The 24,802-nt window shown below is 72.3% G+C and carries 23 protein-coding genes; 12 read left to right on the top strand and 11 right to left on the bottom strand.

Going from position 1 to position 24,802, the window contains the following annotated elements; translation table 11 throughout:
* Window positions 1–21: 21 nt before the first annotated feature.
* Window positions 22–237 carry an acyl-CoA carboxylase subunit epsilon gene (locus OG737_RS00385; RefSeq protein ID WP_328924100.1) on the bottom strand — a complete coding sequence of 72 codons (216 nt, stop codon included), beginning with the start codon at window positions 235–237 and terminating at the stop codon, window positions 22–24.
* 263 nt (window positions 238–500) lie between these two features.
* Here OG737_RS00385 and OG737_RS00390 point away from each other — a divergent pair, with 263 nt between their 5' ends.
* The 4 genes from OG737_RS00390 (at window position 501) to OG737_RS00405 (ending at window position 5,188) form a co-directional block, all read left to right on the top strand.
* Entirely contained in the window at window positions 501–758 is a 258-nt protein-coding gene (locus OG737_RS00390) for a hypothetical protein (protein ID WP_328924101.1), read from the top strand.
* Window positions 759–1,062: 304 nt separating this feature from the next.
* On the top strand, window positions 1,063–2,493 hold the full coding sequence (locus OG737_RS00395; RefSeq protein ID WP_405680473.1) for a glycoside hydrolase family 16 protein: 1,431 nt from the start codon (window positions 1,063–1,065) through the stop codon (window positions 2,491–2,493).
* A gap of 23 nt (window positions 2,494–2,516) precedes the next feature.
* Window positions 2,517–4,043, top strand: coding sequence for a glycoside hydrolase family 64 protein (locus OG737_RS00400; RefSeq protein ID WP_405680471.1), 1,527 nt, complete (start codon window positions 2,517–2,519; stop codon window positions 4,041–4,043).
* Window positions 4,044–4,141: 98 nt separating this feature from the next.
* Entirely contained in the window at window positions 4,142–5,188 is a 1,047-nt protein-coding gene (locus tag OG737_RS00405) for a LacI family DNA-binding transcriptional regulator (RefSeq protein WP_405680470.1), read from the top strand.
* 74 nt (window positions 5,189–5,262) lie between these two features.
* Here OG737_RS00405 and OG737_RS00410 read toward each other — a convergent pair whose 3' ends face one another.
* Window positions 5,263–5,928, bottom strand: a complete 666-nt coding sequence (locus OG737_RS00410; protein WP_328924105.1) for a DUF4360 domain-containing protein — start codon at window positions 5,926–5,928, stop codon at window positions 5,263–5,265.
* Window positions 5,929–6,104: 176 nt separating this feature from the next.
* On the opposite strand from OG737_RS00410, the gene OG737_RS00415 reads away from it, so the two are divergent.
* On the top strand, window positions 6,105–7,922 hold the full coding sequence (locus OG737_RS00415) for a galactose oxidase-like domain-containing protein (RefSeq protein WP_328924106.1): 1,818 nt from the start codon (window positions 6,105–6,107) through the stop codon (window positions 7,920–7,922).
* Between the two features lie 21 nt (window positions 7,923–7,943).
* Here the strand turns inward: OG737_RS00415 and OG737_RS00420 are convergent, their stop codons facing one another.
* Genes OG737_RS00420 through OG737_RS00430 form a run of 3 tightly spaced genes read right to left on the bottom strand, consistent with a single transcriptional unit; the run spans window position 7,944 to window position 9,415 of the window.
* Window positions 7,944–8,543: a HutD family protein gene (locus OG737_RS00420; RefSeq protein ID WP_328924107.1), complete on the bottom strand. Its 600-nt coding sequence runs from the start codon at window positions 8,541–8,543 to the stop codon at window positions 7,944–7,946.
* The gene (locus OG737_RS00425) at window positions 8,540–8,911 is read right to left on the bottom strand and encodes a DUF4180 domain-containing protein (RefSeq protein WP_328924108.1); all 372 of its coding nucleotides are present in this window, start codon (window positions 8,909–8,911) and stop codon (window positions 8,540–8,542) included. Before OG737_RS00425 ends, OG737_RS00420 begins: the two co-directional genes overlap by 4 nt.
* Window positions 8,912–8,971: 60 nt before the next feature.
* Complete coding sequence (locus OG737_RS00430; protein ID WP_328924109.1) at window positions 8,972–9,415, bottom strand: MarR family transcriptional regulator; 444 nt, start codon at window positions 9,413–9,415, stop codon at window positions 8,972–8,974.
* A 145-nt stretch (window positions 9,416–9,560) separates the two neighbouring features.
* Here OG737_RS00430 and OG737_RS00435 point away from each other — a divergent pair, with 145 nt between their 5' ends.
* Window positions 9,561–11,081, top strand: coding sequence for an MFS transporter (locus OG737_RS00435; protein WP_328924110.1), 1,521 nt, complete (start codon window positions 9,561–9,563; stop codon window positions 11,079–11,081).
* Between the two features lie 51 nt (window positions 11,082–11,132).
* Complete coding sequence (locus OG737_RS00440) at window positions 11,133–11,657, top strand: mycothiol transferase (RefSeq protein WP_328924111.1); 525 nt, start codon at window positions 11,133–11,135, stop codon at window positions 11,655–11,657.
* 7 nt (window positions 11,658–11,664) lie between these two features.
* Here the strand turns inward: OG737_RS00440 and OG737_RS00445 are convergent, their stop codons facing one another.
* The 3 genes from OG737_RS00445 to OG737_RS00455 all read right to left on the bottom strand — a co-directional run bounded on the left by OG737_RS00445 (window position 11,665) and on the right by OG737_RS00455 (window position 14,636).
* Entirely contained in the window at window positions 11,665–12,138 is a 474-nt protein-coding gene (locus OG737_RS00445) for a hypothetical protein (protein ID WP_328924112.1), read from the bottom strand.
* A gap of 162 nt (window positions 12,139–12,300) precedes the next feature.
* Complete coding sequence (locus tag OG737_RS00450) at window positions 12,301–12,963, bottom strand: NAD(P)-binding domain-containing protein (protein WP_328924113.1); 663 nt, start codon at window positions 12,961–12,963, stop codon at window positions 12,301–12,303.
* Window positions 12,964–13,274: 311 nt separating this feature from the next.
* Window positions 13,275–14,636, bottom strand: coding sequence for an FAD-dependent oxidoreductase (locus tag OG737_RS00455; protein WP_328924114.1), 1,362 nt, complete (start codon window positions 14,634–14,636; stop codon window positions 13,275–13,277).
* Window positions 14,637–15,042: 406 nt separating this feature from the next.
* Here OG737_RS00455 and OG737_RS00460 point away from each other — a divergent pair, with 406 nt between their 5' ends.
* Together OG737_RS00460 and OG737_RS00465 are read left to right on the top strand one after the other, a co-directional pair.
* Window positions 15,043–15,234, top strand: coding sequence for a DUF5302 domain-containing protein (locus OG737_RS00460; protein ID WP_266600505.1), 192 nt, complete (start codon window positions 15,043–15,045; stop codon window positions 15,232–15,234).
* 172 nt (window positions 15,235–15,406) lie between these two features.
* A complete protein-coding gene (locus OG737_RS00465) occupies window positions 15,407–15,820 on the top strand; it encodes a rodlin (RefSeq protein ID WP_405680464.1) in 414 nt (137 codons plus the stop codon).
* A gap of 50 nt (window positions 15,821–15,870) precedes the next feature.
* On the opposite strand, the gene OG737_RS00470 is transcribed toward OG737_RS00465, so the two are convergent.
* The 3 genes from OG737_RS00470 to OG737_RS00480 all read right to left on the bottom strand — a co-directional run bounded on the left by OG737_RS00470 (window position 15,871) and on the right by OG737_RS00480 (window position 21,776).
* Window positions 15,871–18,654, bottom strand: a complete 2,784-nt coding sequence (locus OG737_RS00470; RefSeq protein WP_328924116.1) for a LuxR family transcriptional regulator — start codon at window positions 18,652–18,654, stop codon at window positions 15,871–15,873.
* 211 nt (window positions 18,655–18,865) lie between these two features.
* The gene (locus OG737_RS00475; RefSeq protein ID WP_328930159.1) at window positions 18,866–20,578 is read right to left on the bottom strand and encodes a S8 family serine peptidase; all 1,713 of its coding nucleotides are present in this window, start codon (window positions 20,576–20,578) and stop codon (window positions 18,866–18,868) included.
* A 442-nt stretch (window positions 20,579–21,020) separates the two neighbouring features.
* The gene (locus OG737_RS00480; RefSeq protein ID WP_328930160.1) at window positions 21,021–21,776 is read right to left on the bottom strand and encodes a DUF1838 family protein; all 756 of its coding nucleotides are present in this window, start codon (window positions 21,774–21,776) and stop codon (window positions 21,021–21,023) included.
* A gap of 242 nt (window positions 21,777–22,018) precedes the next feature.
* Between OG737_RS00480 and OG737_RS00485 the strand changes: the two genes are divergently transcribed.
* The 3 genes from OG737_RS00485 (at window position 22,019) to OG737_RS00495 (ending at window position 24,465) form a co-directional block, all read left to right on the top strand.
* Window positions 22,019–23,017, top strand: a complete 999-nt coding sequence (locus OG737_RS00485; protein ID WP_328924117.1) for a DUF1996 domain-containing protein — start codon at window positions 22,019–22,021, stop codon at window positions 23,015–23,017.
* Window positions 23,018–23,140: 123 nt separating this feature from the next.
* Complete coding sequence (locus OG737_RS00490) at window positions 23,141–23,746, top strand: sigma-70 family RNA polymerase sigma factor (protein WP_328924118.1); 606 nt, start codon at window positions 23,141–23,143, stop codon at window positions 23,744–23,746.
* Window positions 23,743–24,465, top strand: a complete 723-nt coding sequence (locus OG737_RS00495; RefSeq protein WP_405680462.1) for an anti-sigma factor family protein — start codon at window positions 23,743–23,745, stop codon at window positions 24,463–24,465. The genes OG737_RS00490 and OG737_RS00495 overlap by 4 nt, the downstream gene beginning before the upstream one ends.
* The last annotated feature ends 337 nt before the right edge of the window (window positions 24,466–24,802 follow it).

Genomic DNA, 24,802 nt, shown 5'->3' on the forward strand with positions numbered 1-24,802 from the left:
CGCGCGGCCGGCGGACGGGGATCAGCGGCAGGCCCAGCAGCCCGCCCAGCAGCCGACGGGCAGCCGGGCTGGGCGCCGGCGGCCGGTTTCCCTCCGGGCGCGCTTCACCGCGTCGCGGGCGCGGGCGGTACGGCTCGCGCAGCAGGCGACCACGACCGTGATCGCGGCCAGTTCCTCGGGTGCGGCCAGGCCCTTCTCGACACGGAGCAGACTCGATATCGGGGCATCGTTCGGCATCTGCACGGCCTCTCGTACGGGGGCTGCGCGTGTACCCTGCCGCGGCGCGAGGGGCGGGCCGTCTCGGCGCCGGCGCGGGCTGCGCTCGGATGGTCCGGCGCGCCCATGAGGCGTGTTCCGCGTACTCAGCGGTCGCGCACCGGCCGGCGGAGTCCTGTCGGGTCACCAGGACTCCTGACGCGAACGACGCTACAAGCGCGCGGCGGACCCGGCACGTTGGGCCGGCCCGGCCGGCGCCGCTCCCCCGCGGCCGCGGCGCCGCCGTGCGGGTCGTGGCCGTCACCGGCGGTCCGGCCGTGACCGGCCGCGAGGCCCTGCTCTGCCGGGGTTGCGCCGGCCGCCTGTACGCCGTGTGCACCACCGACGGCCGCAAGGGCCGCGGGAGTGCCGTCGGCGAGTGGGAGGTCGACCACGAGATGCCCGGGCTCTGCCCGCTCTCCGGGCTGCTGCCGCTCACCGGGAAGGCCGCCTCCGTCCACGACCTGCCCGGCGCGGCGGAGGTCCTCGGTCCGCCGGACTGAGTGCGGGGCGTTGGGCCTTACGGGTGACTGCGGTCATCACGGCCGGTTCTGCCGGGACTTCGCGGACGCGCCGCCCCCACCGCCCGCGCGTCCCGAGCGCCCGAGCGTCCCGAGCGCCCGGACCCCCAGCGTTCACTGGTTGAACTCCCCCAGCCCTGAGGCCTTTTGCCGGTTCAATGTCTTGACGCCCGAACCGGCGGGGAGCACAGTGTCCAGCGCGCCGCTTGAGAGCGCTCTCAAGCCGGTGAGCTCCGTCGGCTCTTCCCCCCGCACCGCGCCTCACGGCGCCTCAGAGAGGGCACCCATGCGTCAGATATCCGCCAGGAAACGGCCTACGGCCCGGCGGGCCGTCCTGGCCGCGCTCAGCACGATCGCAGTGGTCGCGGCCGCCTCGGCGGCGGTCGTCCTGCCCGCCGGCGCCGCCGCTCCCCCCACCCCCGCAGGCTGGTCACAGGTGTTCCTGGACGACTTCGACGGGGCCGCGGGCTCCGGCGTGAACACCGCCGACTGGCAGTACACGACCGGTACGAGCTACCCCGGCGGGCCCGGTGGCTTCGGCACCGGTGAGATCGAGACGATGACGGCCGACCCGGCGAACGTCTCCCTCGACGGGGCGGGCAACCTGCGCATCACCCCGCGGCGGGACGCGGCCGGCAACTGGACCTCCGGCCGCGTCGAGACCAGGCGCTCGGACTTCCAGCCCCCGGCGGGCGGCACGCTGCGCACCGAGGCCCGCATCCAGATGCCGAACGTCACCGGCCCCGCGGCCAAGGGCTATTGGCCGGCCTTCTGGATGCTCGGCGCGCCCTACCGGGGCAACTGGTGGAACTGGCCCGGCGTCGGTGAGCTCGACATCCTGGAGAACGTCCAGGGCATCAACAACGTCTGGGCCACCATGCACTGCGGCACCAGCCCGGGCGGCCCCTGCAACGAGAAGTCCGGCATCGGCGGTCAGCGCGTCTGCCCCGGCACCAGCTGCCAGGGCGGCTTCCACACGTACGCCGTGGAGTGGGACCGCGGGGCCGCGGTCGAGCAGATGCGCTTCTACGTCGACGGGATCAACTTCCATACGGTACGGGCCGATCAGGTGGACGCCACCACCTGGACCAATGCCACGAACCACGGCTACTTCATCATCCTGAACGTCGCGATGGGCGGCGAGTTCCCCGCGGCCTTCGGCGGCGGACCCGACGCGGGTACCGAGCCCGGCCATCCCATGGTCGTCGACTACGTGTCCGTCCTCAGTTCGGCCGGCACCACCCCGCCCACCACACCTCCCACGACTCCTCCGACGACGCCTCCCACCACCCCGCCAGCCGGCGACCGCGACGCGTACTCCGCGATCCAGGCCGAGTCGTACGACTCCCAGGCGGGGGTGGCGAAGGAGACCACCGCGGACACCGGCGGCGGCCAGGACCTCACCACCCTCGGCAACGGCGACTGGGCCCTCTACAAGGGCGTCAGCTTCGGCCCGACGGCCGCCCGGCAGTTCTACGGACGCGTCGCCTCGGGCGCGGCCGGCGGGGTCAGCGGTCTCGTGGAGGTACGGCTCGACAGCCGCACCAGCGCTCCGATCGGCAGCTTCTCCGTCGCGAACACCGGTGGCTGGCAGAGCTGGCGCACGGTGCCGGCGAACATCAGCGGCGTCACGGGCACGCACGACGTCTACCTGACCTTCACCAGCGGTCAGGGCGCCGACTTCGTGAACGTCAACTGGTTCGACTTCGGCCACTGAGGACCGGACCGAGGAGAGCACCCATGAAGACCACCCACGCACCACCCCACCGGGGCCGGATACGTCTGATCCCGCTGATCCTGCTGGCCGCCCTGCTCACCCTGTCGGGGTCCCTCCTGTTCGCGCCGACGACGACTCGGGCCGCCGCCGCCGACTACACGCAGGGCGTCACCGCTGAGGGCTCCGGGGCCGTACGGATCTGGTTCACGCCGGCCACCCCGGCCGCGCTGGTGGACGTCCACTACCTGCCGGGCGGGGGCCTGGGCCAGCAGAACGTCCGGATGGCCGCCGGCGCCGGCACCTGGCAGCAGAACATCAGCGGCCTGGCTCCCGGGTCCACCCTCGAGTACTGGTTCACCTACGAGAAGGGCGGCCCGCTCCACGACACTCCCCACTTCACCCACACGGTCGGCGGAGGCGGAGATGGAGGTGGCGGCGGAGGCGGTACCGGCAGCTTCCCGATCACCTTCGTGAACAACACCCGTGGCACGTACGCCGATTCACAGATCTTCGTCACCGTCCTCGGCCAGGTGACCCCGGGCCAGTGGTCGTACATGAAGCCCGACGGCACCATGGCCCACATCAGCCACCTCGATGCCACGACCCCCGGCCACCTGGTCAAACGAGGCGTGAACTACCCCGACATGTCCTTCACCCTCGCGCAGGTGGGTGGCACCGTCCCCTCCCCGCCCGCGATCCGCGGGGGCCGGATCTACCTCTCCCTCGGCTCCCCGGTGTACATCCCCGTCTCCCCCGACGACCAGGGCTGGGGCGGGCCGGACCTGCGCAACCCGAACGACCCCAACAGCGACGTGTACTACGACTGGTACGAGTACACCTACGTGCACGGACAGGTCGCGTTCGGCGGGAACACCACCCAGGTCGACCAGTTCGGCTTCCCGATCACCTCGCGGCTGCGCCAGAGCTCCAGCGGCTACGACACCACCCAGGGCATCACCCGCACCCGCGCCGAGGTGATGCAGCAGTACGCGGCCTCCGTCGGCCCCGCCTTCACACCGCTGCGGACGCCCTACCGGATCGTGGCGCCCCGGTCCTCGGACCTCTTCCTCCCCGGCGGCGCCCAGCAGAACCACCTCACCGCCGCGATCGACCAGGCCTGGGCCTACTACACCACCCACCCCTTCACCCTGAACCGTCTCGGTGAGACGTTTTCCGGACGCGTCACGGGTTCCACCCTCACCTTCGGCAAGAACGGCGCGGGCTCCTTCACCCTGCACAAACCCACCTCGGCCGACGTCATGGCCTGCGCCGGCGCGATGGCCTCGGGCAACGACACCGAGAAGCAACTCGGCGCGGAGTTCTGCGCCGCGTTCAACCGGGGCGTCGCACTCGACACCACCGCCTGGTACCGGCCGGCGGCGTACTACACGGGCCCGGCGAAGAACGACTACGCCGGCTTCTTCCACACCGTCGGCCTGGACCGGCGGGCCTACGGCTTCCCCTACGACGACGTCAACGACCAGTCCTCCGTGCAGATCCTCGGCAACTCCGAACCGCCGACCGGGCTGACCCTCGGCGTCGGCTGGTAATGGCCCGTGCCGCCGGGAGCCCGCCCTGGTTCCCGGCGGCACGGGTTACCCTGCTGATCAGCGAGGCGACAGGCCCGCGAACACCAGGAGGAGCGCCCGTGCCAGAACAGCGTCCCGGGGACCGCCCGACCCTGGAGGCGGTGGCGGCACGCGCCGGGGTGTCCCGGGCCACCGCGTCCCGCGTGGTCAACGGCGGCGACGGGGTCCGCACCCACCTGGCGGACCGGGTCCGCGCGGCCATCCAGGAACTGGGCTACGTGCCCAACCCCGCGGCGCGCACCCTGGTCACCCGGCGCACCGGCGCCGTGGCGGTGATCATCCCCGAGCCGGAGATCCGGATCTTCTCCGATCCCTTCTTCTCCCGCCAGGTGCGCGGCATCAGCAGGGAACTGACCGCGCACGACACGCAGTTGGTACTGCTGTTGGTGGAGGACCGCGGCGACTACGACCGGATCGAGCGCTATCTGGCGGGCGGCCACGTCGACGGCGCGCTCGCCTTCTCACTGCACACCGACGATCCGCTGCCCGCCATCACCCGCCGGGTCGGCGTGCCCACGGTCTACGGCGGCAGGCCGGGCTGGATCTCCGGGCCCGGGGAGCCCGGTGGCGGCGTGACGTTCGTGGACGCGGACAACCGCGGGGGCGCCCGGGAGGCCGTACGGTACCTGCTGGCGCGGGGGCGCGAGCGGATCGCGCACATCGCCGGTCCGCTCGACCAGACATCGGCGGCCGACCGGCTGAGCGGCTACCGCGACGTGCTGCCGGACGCCGATCCGGCGCTGGTCGCCGAGGGAGACTTCACCGTGGCGGGCGGGGCCCGCGCGATGGCCGAACTGCTGGACCGCCAGGCCGGCATCGACGCCGTGTTCGCCGCGAACGACCTGATGGCGACGGGCGCACTGCGGGTGCTGCGGGAGCGCGGCCACAGCGTTCCGGCGGATGTGGCGCTGGTCGGGTTCGACGACGCCGAGCTGGTCGCGGAGAGCGCCGATCCGCCGCTGACGACCGTGCGCCAGGACATCGAGGGCATGGGGCGGCTGATGGCGCGCCTGCTGCTGGAAACGCTGGACGCGGGCCGGGGCGCGGGGATCGCGGTCGGCCCGGTGATCACCGACACGGTGCTGGTGCGGCGCGACTCGGCCTGAGAGGCCGGGGCCCGCGCCGACGGGCCCCGGCCGGTGCGGCCGAGGTGAGCGCGGCCGCGGCTGCCACTTCGGGGTCAGCGCACCGGGCACCGCTTCCACGAGAAGTGGTAGATGCTGTTGATGCTGCCGTCGGTCGAGTCGAGCGCCATGAAGCTGGTCTGCGACGGATCGGAGGTTCCGACCTCGGCGCGCAGCTCGGTGTTGATGTTGAAGTTGCGCTGCTCGCCGCAGGGCGCGAAGACCAGGGCCTGGACGCCCGTGGTGTCGGTGGCCTGCCAGTTGTCGTCGAAGGCGCCGTTGAACTTGTGGGTGCGCTGGGCGGTCTGGCTCATGCCCTGGAAGTAGTAGCTGGCCTTCTGCGTTCCGATCGCGCCCTCCTGCAGGCTGCCGAAGCCCCGGTAGTCGACCTGGGCCACGGCGTAGGTGTAGCCCTGGGGGACGTGGACGACGAGGGAGAGGAGACAGTTCTTGCGGCCTTCGACGGCGGGGACGCCGCCGCCGGCCTGGGCCAGGTACTCGCTGTAGGTGACGGTGAAGGCCGTGTTGTCCGGCGAGACGGCGACGGCGGCGCTGCCTGGACGGCAGCCCGATCCGTTGACGGAGGCGACGTCCACGGTCACCTGGTCGGAGGGAGCCTTGACGGCGGGAGCCGAGGCGGAGGCCCCGGCCGAGGGGGAGAGCGTGACGAGAGATGCGGTCACGACGGCTGCGGTGAATCCGGTACGGAGCGACTTGATCACGTGGAAATGGATAGCGGTCCGCGGGGGCTCCGGGCGGACGGCGGGGACGGGGGCTCACCTCTATGGCCGCAGCAGTTCACCGAAGAAACGTTAATTCACGACAAATCGGACGGCCGATCAGCTCCACGCCGAGCCGCCTCGGTGCGATTCACCCTATTTCTCCTAATATCAGCGCAATGAGGAGCCCCCTGTCCCGCGTCCACCGGTCCGCCCTCGTGTCCGCTTGGGTGATCGCCGCCGCCCTGACCGTCACAGCGGCGGCGCCCGCCCCGGCACCGAAGCCGGAACCCAGGCCGAAGCCGGACGAGGCCGCCGTGATCGGCGAGGACCACGCCCGGGCGCACGCGCGGCTGCGCGAGGCGGCCAAGGGCCCCCAGGGGTACCCGCAGTCGAAGCGCACGGCGAGCCTGGCCAGGCTCCAGGAGTCCCAGCGCGCGACCAACGCGGGCTTCGCGGCGGCGGAGTTCGGCCGGTTCACCGAGTTCTTCCCCTCGCCCGACTTCGGCGTCCACGTGGCCCTGCTGCCCACGGGCAAGGTGCTGCTCTTCTCCTTCGAGCGCGTGGAGTCCGATCCCACCAAGGAGACCGGGCCCACGAACACGGTCGGCCGGACGAACGCGGGCCGCGCCTACCTCTGGGACCCGGCCAGGGGCACCGGGGCGCGGGCCTTCAAGAAGGTGGCACCGCCCGTGGTGCTGATGCCCGACGGCACCTACGCCCCGCGCCCGGCGCCCTTCTTCTGCGCCGGACACTCCTTCCTGCCCAACGGGATGGTCGGCGTCTTCGGCGGCAACGTCGGCGGAAAGGGCGGCAGCGGCGCCAAGCTGTCCTTCGTGTTCGACCCGTGGACCGAGACCTGGTTCCGCAACCAGGACATGTCCGTGGGCCGTTGGTACCCCTCGGTCGTCACCGGGGCGGACGGCCGCCAGATCATCATGTCCGGCCAGTCCGAGCGCGGGACGGGCACACCCACCCCGGTGGTGGAGCGCTTCCCGGCACTGCGCCATCCCGTGCCCTGGCGCCCGTACGACATCCCGGTGAACGTCGCCTCGCAGCGACTGCGGTCGGACGCCCCCTTCCGCAACGACTATCCGCACCTCTTCTCGCTGCGGGACGGGATGATCTACGGACTGGGCCGCGACGCCGACCAGCAATGGCTGTTCGACCCGCTCAAGGAAGTCCGTACGGACCTGCCGCGGCGGCCCGCCGACTTCCGGGGGTACGGCTCGGCCGTGCCGCTGCCGGCAGGTTTCCGCGGTCCGGACTCCGTCCTGGTGCTCGGCGGCGACCCGCGCGACCCGCACACCTACCGGCTCTCCGGCGGCCGCTGGAGCACCGAGGAGCCGCGGGCCTTCGGCCGCACGCAGGACGACACCCTGATCCTGCCGGACGGCACGCTGCTCACCGTCAACGGCGCCCTCGACACCCGCGACTACGGCAACGGCCCGTTCAACCCGAAGGCGGACCTGAAGTACCGGCAGATCGAACTGCGCGACGCAGGCGGCCACTGGCGGCTCGGCCCGGCCCAGCGGCTGCCCCGCGGCTACCACTCCAACGCCCTGGTCATGCCGGACGGCCGCATGATGGTCACCGGGGACGAGCTCCAGCAGATCGCCAACGACCCCGACATCAGGGACGGGATGGACGGCAGCATCGAGCTCTACGAGCCCGCCTACCTGCACCGGGGTCCCGGGCCGGCCCTGGACCGGGCACCGGCTGGCGAGCTCGGCCACGACAAGGACTTCGAGGTGGTGAGCTCGACGCCGAAGGAGGTCACGCGCGCCGTGCTGCTGGCACCGACGACCGTCACCCACTCGGTGAACACCAGCCAGCGCCACCTGGAGCTCCGGCTCACCGGCGTCCGCGGCACCACGATCGGGCTCCGGACGCCGCCGACCGCGGCCGACGCGCCGCCCGGTTACTACATGCTGTTCCTGCTCAACGCGAAGGGCGTCCCCAGCACGGCGAAGTGGGTGAAGCTGGGCGTCCGCTGAGAGCTCGGCATGGGCAGCGGCCTACCGGAAACGCACCACGGCCGCGCGCCCGGAGGTCCGCACGACGCCCGCGAAGGGGCCCTGCGCGAGGACCGCGTCGTACGGGTCCAGCGCGACGGTGCGGCGGTCCGCGTCGAGCACCGCCGCCCCCTCCAGGGCCACCACCAGCAAGGTCTCGTCCGGCGGGGCGACGAGGGTGAGCCGGCCGCGCACGACGGCGGTCTCCACCGTCGCGGCGCCCCTGCGGTACATCACGTTGAAGTTCACGACGGGGCCGTCGAGGAGCCTGCAGTCGGTCGGCTCGTCCCCTGCGAAGTCCTGGGGCGCGTACCGCTCGTCCACGAGGCGGCGTACGCCCCCGACGGTGAGGTCCATGCCCGCGCCCTCGGCGAGGGTGAGGGTGCGGTCGATCCCGGGGAAGGCCGAGAAGGGGCCGTCGGAGCCGACCTCGGCGAGGCTCGCGCGCCACACGAAGTCGTCCATGCCCGCCCCCTCGGGCCGGACCGCGATCTCGCGGGTGACTCCCCCGCCGTTCTTCCACACGGTGGCGCCGCGGTCGGCCGCCCGCAGGATCCGGAGCTCGGCGCCGCCGCGCGTACGGTCGCTCGTACGGCCGCTCATGCCGCGGGCCCGGTCAGCCGCTCCCGCAGTTCCCCGAGGTCGGCGAGGAACCAGGTCTGGCGTCCGCGATTGCACTCGCGGACGAAGTCCCGGAGCGCCGGGCTGGCCGCCGTGTGGGGGGTGATGTCACCGAGGACGACGATCCCCACCCGGTACTGGACGAACTTCTGGATGATCTCACCGGCGACGCGGGTGCTCAGCCGGAAGAACTTCTCATCGAACCGCTCGGAGGGGATCACGACCCACTGGGCACCCTGGTAGCCGGCATCGCCGATGCAGTCCAGGGCTTCGCGTTCACTCGCGATGGTCTCGCCCTCGGCCTCGCACACCAGGACGGGCACGTCGTTGATCGTCTGCAGGGAACTCATGAAGGTCGACCCTAGTTCCGGACGCGCGCGACGTCGACGCGATATGGACCCGAGCGCCGCTCAGGCGTTCTTCTCCATCCTGGGGCGCAGGCGTTCCAGGAGGGCGTAGAGCGTCGCGCTCTCGGATTCGTCGAGGGTGTCGAGCGCGCTGTGCGTCGCCTGCATCTCCTCCCGCACCCGGCGGATGATCTCCCGGCCGGCGTCGGTGGCCACCACGTTCTTGACGCGGCGGTCGGTGGGGGCGGGCTCGCGGCGCACCAGCTCACGGGCCTCCAGACGGTCGACGATGCCGGTCACGTTCGACGCGTCGCACACCAGCAGCGTGGCGAGGCCGCGCATCGGCACGGGGCCGTCGAGCTGGGCGAGCACCCGGGCCTGGGTGGAGGTGAGGCCGTAGCGGGAGGCGGCGGCGGCGAAATCGCGCCACTGGGCGGTGCCGATGGCGGCGAGCAGTTCCAGCAGCTGGAGCTTGGTGGGGGCGGCGTAGGCGGCGGTGTCGCTCATACCTGGAGCGTACTCAGGATGCTTGACATTATCAATTGTTTACTTGACCACCTGAACTATTGAGGTCTAACGTCGACGGAGTTACTTGATGACATCAAACATCTGCACCCTGAAGCTCTGAAGCCCGAAGAAGGTCCTGACAGCCATGAGCACCCCCTCCCCCGCCGCCGCCCCGGCCGCCGGGCGACGGAACGAGACGGTCATCGTCTTCGCCCTGAGCCTCGCCGCCATGGTCGTGTCGATGATGCAGACCCTGCCGGTCCCGATCCTCGGCCTCATCCGCAACGACCTGGGCACGTCGACGGCCAACGTGAGCTGGGTCACCACCGCCACCCTGCTGTCGGCGGCCGTCTTCACCCCGCTCCTCGGCCGCTTCGGCGACCAGCACGGCAAGAAGCCCACCCTGGTGGCCGTACTCGGCGTCATGGTCGCCGGCTCCGTGATCGCCGCTCTGGCCACCTCACTCCCGCTGCTCATCCTGGGCCGGGTGCTCCAGGGAGCCGCCACCGCGATCTTCCCGCTGGCCCTCTCCGTCCTGCGCGAGGAGGTCCGGCCGCAGAAGCTGCCCGGCGCCATGGCACTGGTCAGCGGCACGCTCGCGTTCGGCAGCGGCCTGGCGCTCGTCGCCACCGGGCTGCTCACCTCCGGGTCCGGCGCGGACTACCGCAACGCCTTCTGGATGGCGACCGGCTTCGCGGCCCTCGCCCTGCTCGCGGTCGTCTTCCTGGTCCCCGCGACCCGCCACAAGACCGGCGGGCGCACCGACTTCCTCGGCGCGCTGACCCTCGGCATCGCGCTGCTGCTGCTCCTGCTGCCGATCTCCCAGGGCCACGAGTGGGGCTGGGCCTCCGCCCGTACGCTGGGCAGCTTCGCCGGCGCCGCCGTCATGACGGCCGTCTGGGTGCTCGTCGAGCGCAAGGTCCGCGAGCCCCTCGTCGACATGCGGATGTTCGTCCACCGCCCGGTGCTGATGGCCAACCTGGCCGGCATCCTCGTCGGCTTCGGCATGTTCGCGAACTTCCTGGGCGTCTCGTACCTCGTCCAGATGCCGAAGGCGCTCACCGGCTACGGCTTCGACGCGTCGATCCTGCGCGCCTCCGTGCAGTTCCTGCTGCCCGGCGCGATCGTCTCGCTGCTCGCCTCGCCCGTCGGCGGCCAGCTGGTCCGCCACCGCGGCCCGCGCGTGGCCCTGGGCCTGGCCGCCGCGCTCGGCGCCGCCGGCTTCGGCTGGCTCGCCCTGGACCACCAGCACAGCGCCTCGGTGATCGGCGCGGGCCTCGTCGTCGGCGCGGCCGTCAGCTTCGGCTACGCGGCCATGCCCGCCGTGATCATGTCCAGCGTGCCGCACCACCAGAGCGGCATCGCCAACGGCATCAACTCGATCTCCCGCTCCACGGGCAGCGCGATCGGCAGCGCCATCGTGACCACCATCCTGGCGTCCAAGACCATCGAGCACCTGCCCGCGGGCGTCCCCGCGCTGCCCGCCGAGTCCGGGTTCACCCTCACCTTCGGGATCGGCGCCGCGGCCTTCGCCCTGGTCGCCGTCATCAGCCGGTTCGGCCTTCGGGGCGGGCACGCGACCGTGGCCGCCGCAGCGACCCCGGCCGCAGCGCCGGCCGGTTCGAAGGAGCCGGTGGCGGCGGAGAAGGCCGACGCCGCCCGCTGACCCGCGTGTCGCACTCACCATGCGGGCCGCGCCGCCCCGCATGGTGAGTGCATGAAGGCTACGGACGTCATCGCCGACGGATTCGGACGCATCCGGGAGATCGTGCACGAGGCCGTCGAAGGGCTCCCCGCGGAGCGGCTCAACGCCCGCGTCGACCCTGCGGCCAATTCGATCACCTGGCTCGTCTGGCACCTCACCCGGATCCAGGACGACCACGTGGCGGACGCCGCGGATCTCGGACAGGTCTGGCGGACACAGGACTGGGCGGCCCGGTTCGCCCTCCCCCTGCCCGCCGGGTCGACCGGCTACGGCCACACCGCCCGGCAGGCCGGCTCGGTCGAGGTCGACTCCGGCGAGCTGCTGCTGGGGTACTACGACGCGGTCCACGAGCAGACGCTGCGGTTCGTCCGGCAGCTCGCCGCCACGGACCTGGACCGGGTGGTGGACGAGCGCTGGGACCCGCCGGTCACCCTGGGGGTGCGCCTGGTCAGTGTGCTGAGCGACGATCTCCAGCACGCGGGCCAGGCCGCCTTCGTACGGGGCCTGCTGGAGCGGAGCCAGGGGAACAGCGGGTAGAGGGGGGTCAGGAGGTCCCGTCCGTGCCGCTGCGGTCGTCGGGCGGCGGCAACTGCCCTCCGGTGGCCTGGTGGTAGTGGAGGTTGCCGCCCTGCACGGCGAAGAGGGTGGAGTGCTCCCGGGCCGTGTTCGACTGCACCCATACCCGGTGCTCGGCCGGCAGTCCGCTCTGCACGTGCGCGACCAGCTCGCGCAACTCGCTTTCGGAGTCGGGGTGTTCCTCCAGCAGCAGGAGCAGCCTGCGGCGCCACACGGGCTGCAGTTCCTCCCGGATCTCGTCCCCGCCGCCCGGTTCGGCGCGCAGGACGAGGACGGCGTCGTCGTCGAGCTGCGCCCCGATCGCGTGGCCGCGCGCCTCGCCGCCCCTCCCGAAGAGCCGGACGGCCCCGTCCCGGGCCCCCTGCCACATGTCGGTGGCCATGGCTCCGATCAGCGCGGTGGCCCCCGCCGTGGCGAGCGCCGTCACAGACTCGGCCAGCATCCGTCCTCCTGGGTTCGGCTCCGGGGGCGCGGCGCTGCCCGCGGTGGTCACCGGAACTCCCCACGCCCACAGCCAGGTTAACCCCATGCGGGCCGCCGGGCGCCGGCCGTGCGGGCCGCGGGAGCGGCGCCGCCGGCCGGATCCGCGCCCGGCGTGCGGCCGTCAGCCGCGGAAGGCCGCCTTGCGTTCCGGGGAGGCTTCGGCGAGGGCCTTGGTGACGCCTTCGACACCCTCCCGGAGCCCGTAGACGGGGGTGTCGGGCTGCTGGCGCCAGGAGTCGTCGAGGCCGCCGGCGTCGACGGTGTCGAAGCCGAGTTCCTCGATGAGGGCGCGGACGGCCTTCTTCCCCGCCTCGTCGTCGCCCGCGACCGGCAGCGCGATCCGGTCCGGGTCGCCCGCCGGGCGGTGCCGGTCGAGGATGTCCTGGGCGTAGGTGCCGTTGAAGGCCTTGATCACCGGGTGGCCGAGCGCGCGCTCGGTCCAGCGGCTCTCGGTGAGGCCCTCGTCCTCGACGCCGGCGATCCGGCCGTCGCGCTGCTGGGGGTAGTAGTTGCCGGTGTCGATGACGGTGAAGCCGTCGGCGGCCTCGTCGAAGAGGCCGGAGGGCAGGTCCGGCACGTTTTTGAAGGGGATGGTGACCACGACGATCTCGGCGCCGCGGGCCGCTTCGGCGACGGTGACGGGGGTGGCGCCGGTCTCCTCGGCGAGGGCGGTCAGGGTCTCGGGTCCGCGCGAGTTCGCCACGGACACGTCGTGTCCGAGGGCCGTGAGGCGGCGGGTGAGGTTGCCGCCGATGTTGCCCGCGCCGATGATGCCGATCTTCATGAGCTCTCCAGTGCATACGGGATCAGGTCTCGCGTCGGTGCGAACTCCCCCGATCGGCGCGGCATTCCACCGGGTGGCCCTTGTCCTCCGGACGAGCGACGTGATCTGGCCGTCGTACGGGGACGGGACGGAGCGCGGCGGCCCGTGCGGCATACCCGTCGCGCCCACCGGCATGACTTTTCGGCCATTTCCCGCATTCCGAGAACCGCACGCTTTCGTCGCCGGCACCTCCGCGTCCGGGACCGACCCGCGTACGCGAGGGGGCCGGGACCCCGTCCGGGTCCCGGCCCCCTCGTCCGCGCTATTGCCGCTTAGGCTCCGCTGGCCTTCAGCATGTCCTCGCGCTCGACGATCTTCACGCGCTCGCGGCCCTGGGGCTCTCCGAGCGCCTTCTCGGCGGCGTCCAGCCGGTGCCAGCCTTCCCACGTCGTCCAGCGGACGCCGCGCTCGGCGAGGAAGGCCTCGACGGCCTCCGGCGCGGGCGCGGCGGGGGTGAGCAGACGGCCGTCCGCGTGGTCGGCCAGCAGGTTCGCGACGGTCTCGTTCGCGTCGCCCTTGGTGTGGCCGATCAGGCCGATCGGACCGCGCCGGATCCACCCGGTCACGTACGTCGAGGACAGGTGGCCGCCGGCCTCGATCACGCGGCCGCCCTCGTCCGGGACCGTGCCCGACTCGACGTCCCAGGGGAGCTTGGGCAGCTCGTCGGAGAGGTAGCCGACGGCCCGGTACACGGACTGGACGTCCCAGTCGGTGAACTGTCCCGTGCCCTTGACGTTGCCGGTGCCGTCGAGCTCGGTGCGCTCGGTGCGCAGCCCGACCACCTTGCCGTCCTCGCCGAGCACCTCGGTGGGCGACTCGAAGAAGTGCAGGAACAGCTTGTGCGGCCGGTCACCGATGTCCCGGATCGCCCAGTTCTCCAGGGTCTTGGCGACCATGTCGGCCTGCTTGTTGGAGCGGCGGGTCGTGATCGAGCCCTCGTCGTAGTCGATGTCCTCGGGGTTGACGATGACCTCGATGTTGGGCGAGTGGTCCAGCTCCCGCAGCTCCATGGGGCTGAACTTGGCCTGGGCCGGGCCGCGGCGCCCGAAGACGTGCACTTCGAGGGCCTTGTTGGCCTTGAGGCCGTCGTAGACGTTCGGCGGGATCTCCGTCGGCAGCAGTTCGTCGGCCGTCTTGGCGAGGATGCGCGCGACGTCGAGGGCTACGTTGCCGACGCCGAGCACGGCGACCTTCTCCGCCTCCAGCGGCCAGGTGCGCGGGACGTCCGGGTGGCCGTCGTACCAGGAGACGAAGTCGGCGGCGCCGTAGGAGCCGTCGAGCTCGACGCCCGGGATGGTGAGGGCGCGGTCCGCCGTGGCGCCGGTGGAGAAGATCACGGCGTCGTAGAAGGAGTGCAGCTCGTCGAGGCCGATGTCGTTCGGGTAGTCGACGTTCCCGAAGAGGCGGACCTGCGGCTTGTCGAGCACCTGGTGAAGGGCCGTGATGATGCCCTTGATCCGCGGGTGGTCCGGGGCCACGCCGTAGCGGATCAGGCCGAAGGGCGCGGGCATCCTCTCGAAGAGGTCTATGGACACACCGGGCTCGGCGGCGGCCTCGGACTTCAGCAGCGCGTCGGCGGCGTAGATTCCGGCGGGGCCGGCGCCGACGATCGCTATTCGCAGAGGTCGAGGCATGGCAATGGTTCCCTTCGAGCGACAGCACGGTGGATCACAGGGGGATCAAAGGGAACCTTAAACTAAGGCAATCCTTACCCAGCACCCGGCATCGGCTTATGACCCCATAATCACAACTTATGGCCTCTCCAAGAGATCCTTGGACCCGGGAAGGCTGCCACCGCGTGCGCCGCTCCGGCACTGGTCCGCTGCTTCGGCGCCTGATGTCGGCCGGACCGGGGAGCGGGAGCTGCTCGCCGCCTGCGTCCTGACCGACCCGGAGATCTCCGGCGGGCACGACGAGGTCGGCGACCTCGGCAACGCTGGTCTCCCCGCACCTGCCCGAGGAGCTCGTCAAACGGAACTCGCTGGTCAGCGGTCACGCCAGCTGACAGACTGAAACCGCTTGATCACCCCAGGAGGACACATGGCAGACGAGACAGACACCCCGCAGGACGAATCCCCGGCCGAGGCGGCCAAGCGCAAGTTCCGGGAGGCGCTGGAGCGCAACGCCGCGAATGCCCAGTCCCAGCAGGCGCATCAGAGTCGCGCGAAGGTCCAGGGTGCGAGCAGCGGTCCCGGCGGCAAGAACAAGAAGGTCCGCCGCAAGACCGGCTGACCCTCGGACACGAGGAGCTCAGTCTCGCCGTCACGGGCGGCGGGACCGGGCCACTCCGTGACATTGGGCCACTCGGGTGAGTGGGGATAACCAGGAGCGCCTACAGCAGTTGATCAGCTCGCCCGCCGAGGGCGGCTATCTCATGCGACAGTGCGACAGAAGGATCCCCCACATGTTCAAGAAGTTCATGGCCACCGCCGCGGTCACCGCCTCCGTGCTGGGAGCGGGCGCCGCAGTAGCCACCCCGGCGATGGCCATCGGCAACGACAACGGCGTCAACACCGTCAACGGCAACGGCTCCGCGCAGATCTACGGCAACCAGGAGACCGAGGGCAAGATGAGCCCGCAGCTCAGCGCTGTCCAGGGCTCCCTTAACAAGCTCTGCATCGGCCTGCCGGCCAAGGTCAACGCCCAGTCCCTGTTCGCGGTGCTCGCCAACGTCGGCGTCCAGGACGTCAACGTGCTGTCCAACCCGCAGAACCAGCAGTGCGCCGAGAACTCCACCCAGGCCAAGGGCGACGAGTCGGCCTCGCACATCCTCAGCAACATCCCGGTGCTCTCCGGCAACCTCTCCGCGGGCAGCTGATCCGCTGACCGAGCGCCGGCGTGGCAGACCACGCCGGCGCTGCGTCGTTTTCAGCGGGAGGAGCGCAGTGCGGTGGCCAGCGCGGTGGCGAGCTGGGCCCGGGAGCGTACGTCGAGCTTCTGGTAGATACGGGTCAGCCGTGCCTCCACGGTCTTCACGCTAAGGAACAGCTTCGCCGCGGCCTCCTGGTTGCTGGCCCCCTGGCTGACGAGCAGCGCGAGGCGGGTCTCGGCCTCCGTCAGGGCAGCGACCGCCGCCGTCTTGGCACCGCCCCCCTCGCCCGGAGCCGGCTCCCTGGAGAGTTCAGTCCACGGGGCCGCCCCGGCCTGCTGGAACACCTGGGCCGCGGCCTGGAGTGCGGCGCGCGCGGGTGCGCGGCGCCGGCGGCGGCGTTCCACGCGGGCGAGCGCGAGCAGCGTACGGCCCCGCTCCAACGGCAGCCGCAGGGTCGCGAACCGCTGCGCCGTCGCCTCCAGCAACTGCACGGCGCCGTCGGCCTCGCCCTGTGCGGACAGGCACAGGCCCCGGGCCCGGTCCATCGCGGCGACGACCCCGGTGCGGCCGAGGCCGCGGGCGACGGGACGGACGGAGTCGATCAGCCGGGTGGCCTCCTCGGTCGCGTCGGCGGCGACCAGGGCCTCGGCGAGCTCCCCGTGCCAGCGCAGGATCGAGGGGTCCACCACCTTCTGCGCGGCTTCGAGTTCGGCGACCCGGCGCAGGGTGGCGACGGCCTTCGCCGCCTCTCCCGTGGCCAGTTCGACGAGGCCGAGCGCGTGCAGGTTCCGGGAGAGGAAGACCTGGTCGTGCTCCTCCTGCGAGGCCTGGATGCCGCGCCGGGCGTAGCTGGCGGCGCGTGCGAAGCTCCCGCCGGTGGCCTCGGCCATCGCGGAGACGTACCAGGCGGGGCCGGGCGAAAGGCCCGCCTCGATCGTCAGCTCCAGCGCCTGGCGGGCGCGGGCGGAGGCGGCCGCGCACCGGCCGCTGCGCAGTTCGACCTCGGTGAGGCTGCGCAGGACCTCGAAGACGTCCTCGGCGGATCCGGTGCGCTGGACGGCGGGCAGCAGGGCCATCAGCTGGCGGCGGGCGTCGTCGAGGCGGTCGTCGAACAGGGCGTGCCGTACGGCGAGGTACTGGGGCGCGTTGCGCATGCCGAGCGGCACTTCGGGGGCGGGCAGGGCGAGCGCCTCGGCGAGGATCGCCTCGGCGCCCGGGTCCCCGAGGATGCGGCCCATGCGGGCCCGTACGGTCAGTGCCATGGCCTCGGCCACCTGGTCGCCGCCGAGCGCGGCGAGGGCCCCGGCCCGGGCCGCGGCGTCGCGCGAGCGGACGGGGTCGCCGTCGCTGAGGTTGTGCTTCGTGGCGATCCGCAGCTGGACGGCGGCCTGGAGCGAGGGGTCCCCGGCGGCGTCGTCCATGGCGCACGCGAAGGTCTCGTCGAGGGCTCCGAGTGCCTGGCCGGCGGCGTCGATGACGGCGAGCCGGGCACGGACCCGGTCGGCGGGTGAGGCGTCGCGGGCCAGGACGGCGCGGGTGGCGCGGCGCGCGAGGTCGGCGCGGCCGGCCCAGCCGGCGTCCTCGGCGGCGGTGACGAGGCGGACGAGCTGTTCCCCGGCCAGGTGGGAGGGCGTACGTTCGGCGGCGAGCAGGCCGAGTTCGGCGGCGAGGGCCCGCTGGCCGCGGCGCCTGCAGACCGCGGCGGCCCCGGTGATCTCCGAGGCGAGCCACTGGTCGGGGGTGTCCACGGCCAACGCGCGGTGGCGTACGGCCTGGACGGGGTCGTCGACGGCGGCGGCCAGCGCGGCGTGCCCGGCGGCGCGCTCGGGCCAGCCCGCGTCCGCGGCGAGCGCGGTGGGCAGGGCGCCGGCGGTGAACTCGACGGTCCCGTCCTCCCCGACCCTGACCAGCGCGGCCCGTTCCGCCTCGGCCAGCTCGGCCTCCGCGTCGGGGCGCCCGGCCCGGCGCAGCAGGGCGGTGGTCGGGCGGGCGGCGAGGGCGGCGAGCAGCAGGGTGCGGCGGGCCTGGGCGGGGGCCTCGGCGAGCAGGCGGCGGGCCACCTCGCGGGCCTGGCCGGAGACGGGCAGGGTGTCGGCGTGGTGGGCGCCGGTGTCGCGGGATCCGGCGGCCTCGGCGAGGGAGTGCCCGAGGGCCAGGGCGAGGCGGGGGTTGCCTCCGCTGGCCTGGTGGATGCGTCCGGCGAGGCGGGCGGGGAGGCCGTGGCGGACGAGGAGTTCGGCGATCTCGTCGGCGCCGAGCGGTGGTACCCGGATCGCGGGTGTACCGGCGCCGCAGAGGGGTTCGCCGACGGACGTGCCGCCCTGGACACATTCGGCGACGAGGACCCGGACGCGCGGCGGGGTGAGGCGCAGGGCGAAGCGGAGCAGGTCGGTGCTCTCGGCGTCGAGCCACTGGGCGTTGTCGAGGACGAGCAGGACGGGGTGGCGGGCGGCGAGCGTCCGGAGCACCTCGACGACGGCGAGGCGCAGGGCGACGTGGTCGCGGCCGTCGCGGGGGGCGTCCGCCTCGCGGCGCAGGAGGGCGATCGCGGTGCGCTGGGGGCCGGAGAGGCGTTCCAGGGCGGCGGCGGGGACGGTGGCCAGGAGGGCCGCGGCGGAGGCTTCGGGGATCCATTGGTCGGCGGCCTCGGGTGCGAGGCGCAGCACGGTCTCGCGGCGCGATTCGGCGGCCGCCGCGACGGCGCGTACGACCTCGGTCTTGCCCGCGCCGGCCGGACCGGTGAGCAGCGCCCGGCCGTGCGCGGTGAGCGCGCGGTCGACCGCTTTGACCAGTTCGCCCTGTCCGACACTTGTGTCAGCGTGCCCCGTCGCCGCCACCACGCACAGCCACCAGCCTCTCGGTCCCCAGCCCCTGTGCCTTCCCTGTGACGCGACAATACGAGGTCGGATGCCGGGTGAACACGGATTGTGACGCAGAAATCAGTCAGGCGGCTGGAAAAGCCGGCGGGCCTGCCGATACGAGGTGTATCGGCAGGCCCGCTGGTTCACTTGGTCCGTACTTTCGGCCCGTCAGGCCGGGTGGAGAACCGGATCAGAAGCCGAGGCCCCAGGAGTCGATGTAACCGGTGTCGGCGGAGTACACGTCCTGGACGCGCAGCTGCCAGGTGCCGTTGGCGGGCAGCGCCGAGGCGTTGACCGTGTAGGTGTCGGAGACGTTCGCGGCGCTGTCGCTCGACGAGGAGTTCTTCAGGCGCTGGACGACCGCACCGCCGGGACCGACCAGGTCGATCACGACGTCACCGCGGTAGCTGTGCTTGACGTCGACGTACACCTTGAGCGCGGCCGGGGCGTTGCCGGCGCGGCCCGAGACGGTGATGGAGGAGGAGACGGCTCCGCCGTTGTCCGGGATCGCCACGTCGGTGGTGTTCTCGTACGTGGGGGCGGGCCCGGAGGTCACGGCGGCGACGGTCGCGGCCGCGTCGGCGAGGCCGGTGCCGCAGCCACCGGTGCAGATGCCGGCCAGCGGGCGGGCGTTGGCCTTGATGGCCGACTCGACCTGCGCCGGGGTCAGCGAGGGCTTGGCGGCGACGAGGAGCGCGGCGAGGCCCGCGATGTGCGGGGCGGCCATGCTGGTGCCCTGGTAGGGCTTGTAGATCTCGGCGCCGGGGGTGGTGGTGCCGGCGTTGAGGCTGGAGAGGATGCCGTTCTCGGGGGTGGTGACGGTGCCGGGGGTGTCCGTGGCGCGTCGGGTCTCACCGCCCGGGGCGGCGACGTCGATGATCGCGCCGTAGTTGGAGTAGAAGGAGCGGTCGCCGGTGCGGTTGGTGGCGGCCACGTTGATCACGTTGTTGCAGCTGGCGGGCGAGAAGCCTGCCGCGTCGGCGTTGCTGTTGCCGGCGGCCACGACGACGGTCGTGCCGCGGCCGACGGCGGCGTTGATGGCGTTCTGGTAGGTGGCGGTGCAGGCACCCGAGCCACCGAGGCTCATGTTGATGACCTTGGCGGGGGTGGCGTTCGCCGGGACGCCCGCGACGGTGCCGCCGGACGCCCAGGTGATGGCGTCGACGATGTCCGAGGTGGCGCCACCGCACTTGCCGAGCACGCGGACGGGCTGGATCTTCGCGTTGTACGCGATGCCCGCGACGCCCTTGGCGTTGTTGGTGGCCGCGGCGATGGTGCCCGCGACGTGGGTGCCGTGCCAGGAGGAGTTGCTGGCGGTGGAGCCGGTGCCGCACTCGCCGGCGGCGCTCCAGTCACCCTGGTCGGCGGGGTTGTTGTCGCGGCCGTTGCCGTCACGGGCGGCGGTGGCGTTGCTGATGAAGTCGTAGCCCGCGACGATGTTCGGGGCGACGTCCGAGTGGGCGACGTAGCCGGTGTCGATCACGGCGACGGTGACGCCGGAGCCGGTGGTCTTGTCCCAGGCGGCCGGGACGTTCATGCCGGCGGTGGGCTCGAAGAGGTCCCACTGCTTGGCGTACTCGGTGTCGTTCGGGGTGGCCAGCGCGTAGGCGCGGGAGTCCGGCTCGACGTAGGCGACGTCCGGGTCGGCTCGGAACTGGTCCATCACCTTGGCGGCGTCGGCGGGAGAGCCGAGGCTGACCAGGGCGGCACCGGTGCCGAGGCGGCGGTCGAACTTGGCCTTCTTGCCGGCCTTCTTGCCCTTGGCGGCGGCGTCGTCCGCGGCCGCGGTGTTGGAACTGGCCTCGGAGGCGGAGGCCTTGTATCCGACGATGAGGTTCTCGACCGGAGCGGCGGACGCGGTGGCGGCCGGAGCGGCGGCGGGGTCCGAGGTGGCCAGCGCCATGGAGGTGGTGGCGGAGCCGGCGAGCAGCGTGACGGAGATCGCCACCACGGATATGAGCCTACGTCTGGATGCGTGCACGGTGTTCCCTTCGCGGGCCGATTCCGGGCAGGCCGGAGCGGCCGGTCGGTGCAGTGTGGGAGGTGACTGGCGGCTGCGGGGCCGGGAGCGAGCTGGTCAAACTCGTCCCGGCCGCCGCGCGCCACGTTGCCCCGGCCTCGACGGCGGGGCAGGGCAACGGCGGTACCGGCGATTCCCCCTGGTTGAACGGCATCATGCCATGTGGGGTTGGCGTGTCGACCGCTGGGTCAGGAAGATCGCCGGTGGGCAGACAGTAGGCAACACGGGGATGAACTGGATACGGGGAAAACCCTTGTCCGCGCCCTGCCCCTCCCCCGCGGGTCCCTCGGCGGGCGCCGGGCTCCCCCCGGCGGCCGGTCCCGCGTCATTCCCCTGCCGCCTCCCGGCGGGGCGGGAAGAGCTTGCGGAAGTACGTCCAGCTCGTTTCGTTCGGCTCGGTCCACTTGTCCGGGGCGTGGGCGAACTCGGGATGCCGGGCGGCGATGTAGTCGCGGGTCCGCTCGGGGACCTCCGCGTAGGAGCCGAGCTTGCGGCCGCGGCAGTGGAAGGTGAGGCCGCCGGGGCGAGCGCCCTGTTCCATCCAGGGCAGCCACGGGGACATCCGGGTCCAGGACATCGTCGAGGGGACGCTCGGCTCCTCGGTGGTGAGGACGGTGGCGGGCGCGAAGAACTGGAAGAGCTCCAGCGCCCGATAGGTGTCGTCGGCCGAATTGTCCGGGTATTCCTCGACCGGCAGCGGCGAGGGATAGGCCAGCGGGATCTCCAGGCTGAAGCAGATCTGGTCGCCCAGCTCCGTCATGGGGACCGGGAAGGGCCGCCACTTCTGGTTCGCCGGATCGTTCCAGACGTGCACCACCGGCTTGCCGCCCCAGCTCTCCAGGATCTCCCGGGTCCGGGGGTCGAGGTAGAAGGCGGCTTCCCTGGACAGCAGCTGGTAGCCGCCGCTCTCCTCGTCCGGGACGAGCCGGGCGACATTGAGCCCTTCGAAGCCGAAGAGGCGCTGGTAGGGCTCGCCGGGGGCCCAGGAGTGGACGTCGCCGGACCACCAGAAGGTCACCTCCTCGCCGTCGAGCGAGGCGCGGGTGCGGGCGAGGGCGTGCAGCAGCTCGACGGGTGTCATGGCGGATGTCATACGCCGTACTGTGCGCGGCCGCCGCGCGGACCGGCAAGCGGCCGCACGGACAAATCCCCCGCCGGTTCGGCCGGTTCGCCCGGGACGGCCCTCCGGCCGGGGCCGCCCGGTCTCCCGGGAAGGCGGATCTTGTGCACATAAATCGCCATCCAGGGCGAATCATTGCGCTTGGTGCCCGCCCTGCGGATGCAAGGTTGACGACGCTCTCGCCACGGGCGACGGTGACCGCCATGGGGAACGAACGCCGACTTCTCGCTCTCGTCATCTGCCTGGTCCTGGGCAGCGGGCTCACCGCCGCCGTGCTCGGGGCCTCGCGAGCGGCCGGACCCCACGCGGGGATGACGACGGCCGGTCCGGCCCCTTCCGACTACGTGGACATATCGGAGGTTCCACGCACCCCCGGCCCGGCGGCCGCCGCGGGCCCCGACGCCTCGGCCGGCTCGGTGGTCGTGCAATGCGGCCGAAACGAGCAGGGCCACTACAACGAGGACAACCTGGTGGTCTCGCCCGGGCTGCGGGCGGGCGCCCACCACACGCACGCGTACGTGGGGAACCTCTCCACGGACGCGATGTCGACCGACGCCTCCCTGGACGCGGCCGCCACCAGTTGCCCGGGCGGCGACCGGTCGACGTACTACTGGCCGGTCCTGCGCCGTCCGGACCGGCCGGGCACGCGTCCGCACGAGAGCTCGGCCAGCCACGGCAACACCGGCGAGATCCTGCCGGAGGCCTCGGTACGGGTGGAATTCCGCGGCAGTCCCGTGAGCAAAGTGGTGGCGATGCCCCGGTTCCTGCGGGCGATCACCGGCGACGCCGTCGCGTACACGGCGGACAGCGACGCCGACGTCCGGGCCCGCTGGGGCTGTTCCGGCTCCCCCGACCGGCCCACCACCCGCTATCCGCGCTGCCCCGCGGGAGAGCGCGTCACCCGCACCCTCACCTTCCCGAGCTGCTGGAACGGCCTCGACACCATCAGCGCCGGACACCGCTCGCACCTGCGGTTCCCCTCGGCGAAGGGCGTATGCCCGCAGGACACCTTCCCCGTGCCCGAGCTCCGGATCTCCCTGGCCTACGAGGTCCCCGCGGGGGTGCCCGTCGCGCTCGACTCCTTCCCCGAGCAGCGGCACAGCCCGAAGACGGACCACGCGATGTTCGTGAACGCGATGACCGACCCGCAGATGGGCGCCGTCGTCGACTGCCTCAACTCGGGCCGTACCTGCCGGATGTGACCGGCCCACGGGAGCGGCGCCACAGGAGCGTCGCACCCGAGTGACGCACGCCACATGAACCGCAGGGGCCCGGGCAGCGTGTTCCGACCGCATCACGTAAGCGAGGAAGACGGAGAGGGTGAGATGGCCGGACCACTGTGGCCCCGCACTCGGCGGGGCTCGACCGATGAGGCACTGATCAAGTCGGTGTACGAGGAGCACGGCCACGCCCTGCTCGCGTACGCCACCCGGCTGACCGGGGACCGGGCCGCCGCCGAGGATGTCGTCCAGGAGACGCTCATCCGGGCCTGGCGGCACTCCGAGGTCCTGGTCAATGGAAAGGGCTCGGTGCGCGGCTGGCTGCTGACGGTGGCCCGCAACATCATCACGGACCGGTACCGGGCCAAGGCGGCCCGGCCGCCGGAGGTCTCCGGGGCTTCGGCCGCTCCCCCGGTGGAGGCGGACCACGCCGACTCCGTGGTGGACACGATGACGGTCCTCGGGGCTCTCGACCAGCTCTCTCCGGAACACCGGGACGTCCTGAAGGAGTTGTACTACCGGCAACTCAGCGTCGCGGAGGCCGCGGACAGCCTCGGTATCCCGGCGGGGACGGTCAAGTCTCGTTCGCACTACGCGCTCAAGGCGCTGCGCGACGTCTTCCGGGACAGCGGCATCAAGGACAACGGCGATGGCAGACGAGCGGGCAGGCCGCCCCAGCAGCCCGCCGGACTGCGTGAGGTGGTGGCATGAACCGGCAGCGGCACGAGGAGGAACTGCTCGGTCCGTACGTGCTCGGCGTCCTGGACGCGGAGGAGCTCCGCCGGGTCGAGGAACACATGAGCGGATGCGTGCAGTGCCGGGAGGAGGTGGCCGCGTTGCGCGAGATGGAAGCGGCACTGGGTGAGGTGCCCGACGAGGCGTTCTTCGACGGACCGCCGCAGGGCGGGGACCTGTTGCTCCAGCGCACGCTGCGGGAGATGCGCGGCGAGCGCGACCGCGCGCGCCGGCGCGGCCTGGGAATCGCCGGGCTGGCCGCGGCGGCCTCACTGGCCGCCGTGTTCTGGGCCGGTACGCAGATGGGGGCGGGAGATCCGGATGTGGTGGCCCTGCCTCCGCAGCCTTCCGTGACGGCGTCGGCGGACCCCTCGCAAGGCCCCGGGACCAAGAACCTCTCGGCGACCGATCCGGCCACGGGCACGCGGATGACCGTACGGATGACTCCCGCCATGAAGTGGGTACGGGTGCACGCCGCGGTCACCGGGCTGCCACCGGGCGAGCGGTGCCGGCTGGTCGTCGTCGCCAAGGACGGTACGCGCTCCACCGCCGGCAGCTGGGTCGTGGGCAGCGCGGAGAACGGCGAGGGCAAGGGCGCGTCCCTGGACGGCTCGGCGGCCGTCGCCCCGGCGGACGTCAAGGCGATCATGGTCGAGAACGAGGCGGGCAGGGCATTCGTGTCCGTACCGGTCTGACCGGAGCGCGGCGCGGACCGCAGCGGACCGCGGCGCGCCTGACGGCGTGACGGAGCCCGGGAGCATATCCAGCTCCCGGGCTCCTGTTTGCCACCCAATTGCGCACACCGGCGGCGTTTAAGAGTCGCGGATCATTCTTAGATCGACGTGTTCTGCCTTTGAACTACCGCGCCACGAGGAGAGGCGCAGAGGGGACTTGAACCCCCATCCATCGATGATCGTCCGCGCTCGGTCGATCCGGTGTTCGGCGGCGAATACTGAGACTGGAGCAAGAATCTGAGATTAAGGGGCCGCCTCTACCAGCTTGGGCCACCCCGGCTCGCAATGCCGGGGGAGG

Source organism: Streptomyces sp. NBC_00122 (genome assembly GCF_045160845.1).
Classification (GTDB): Bacteria; Actinomycetota; Actinomycetes; order Streptomycetales; family Streptomycetaceae; genus Streptomyces.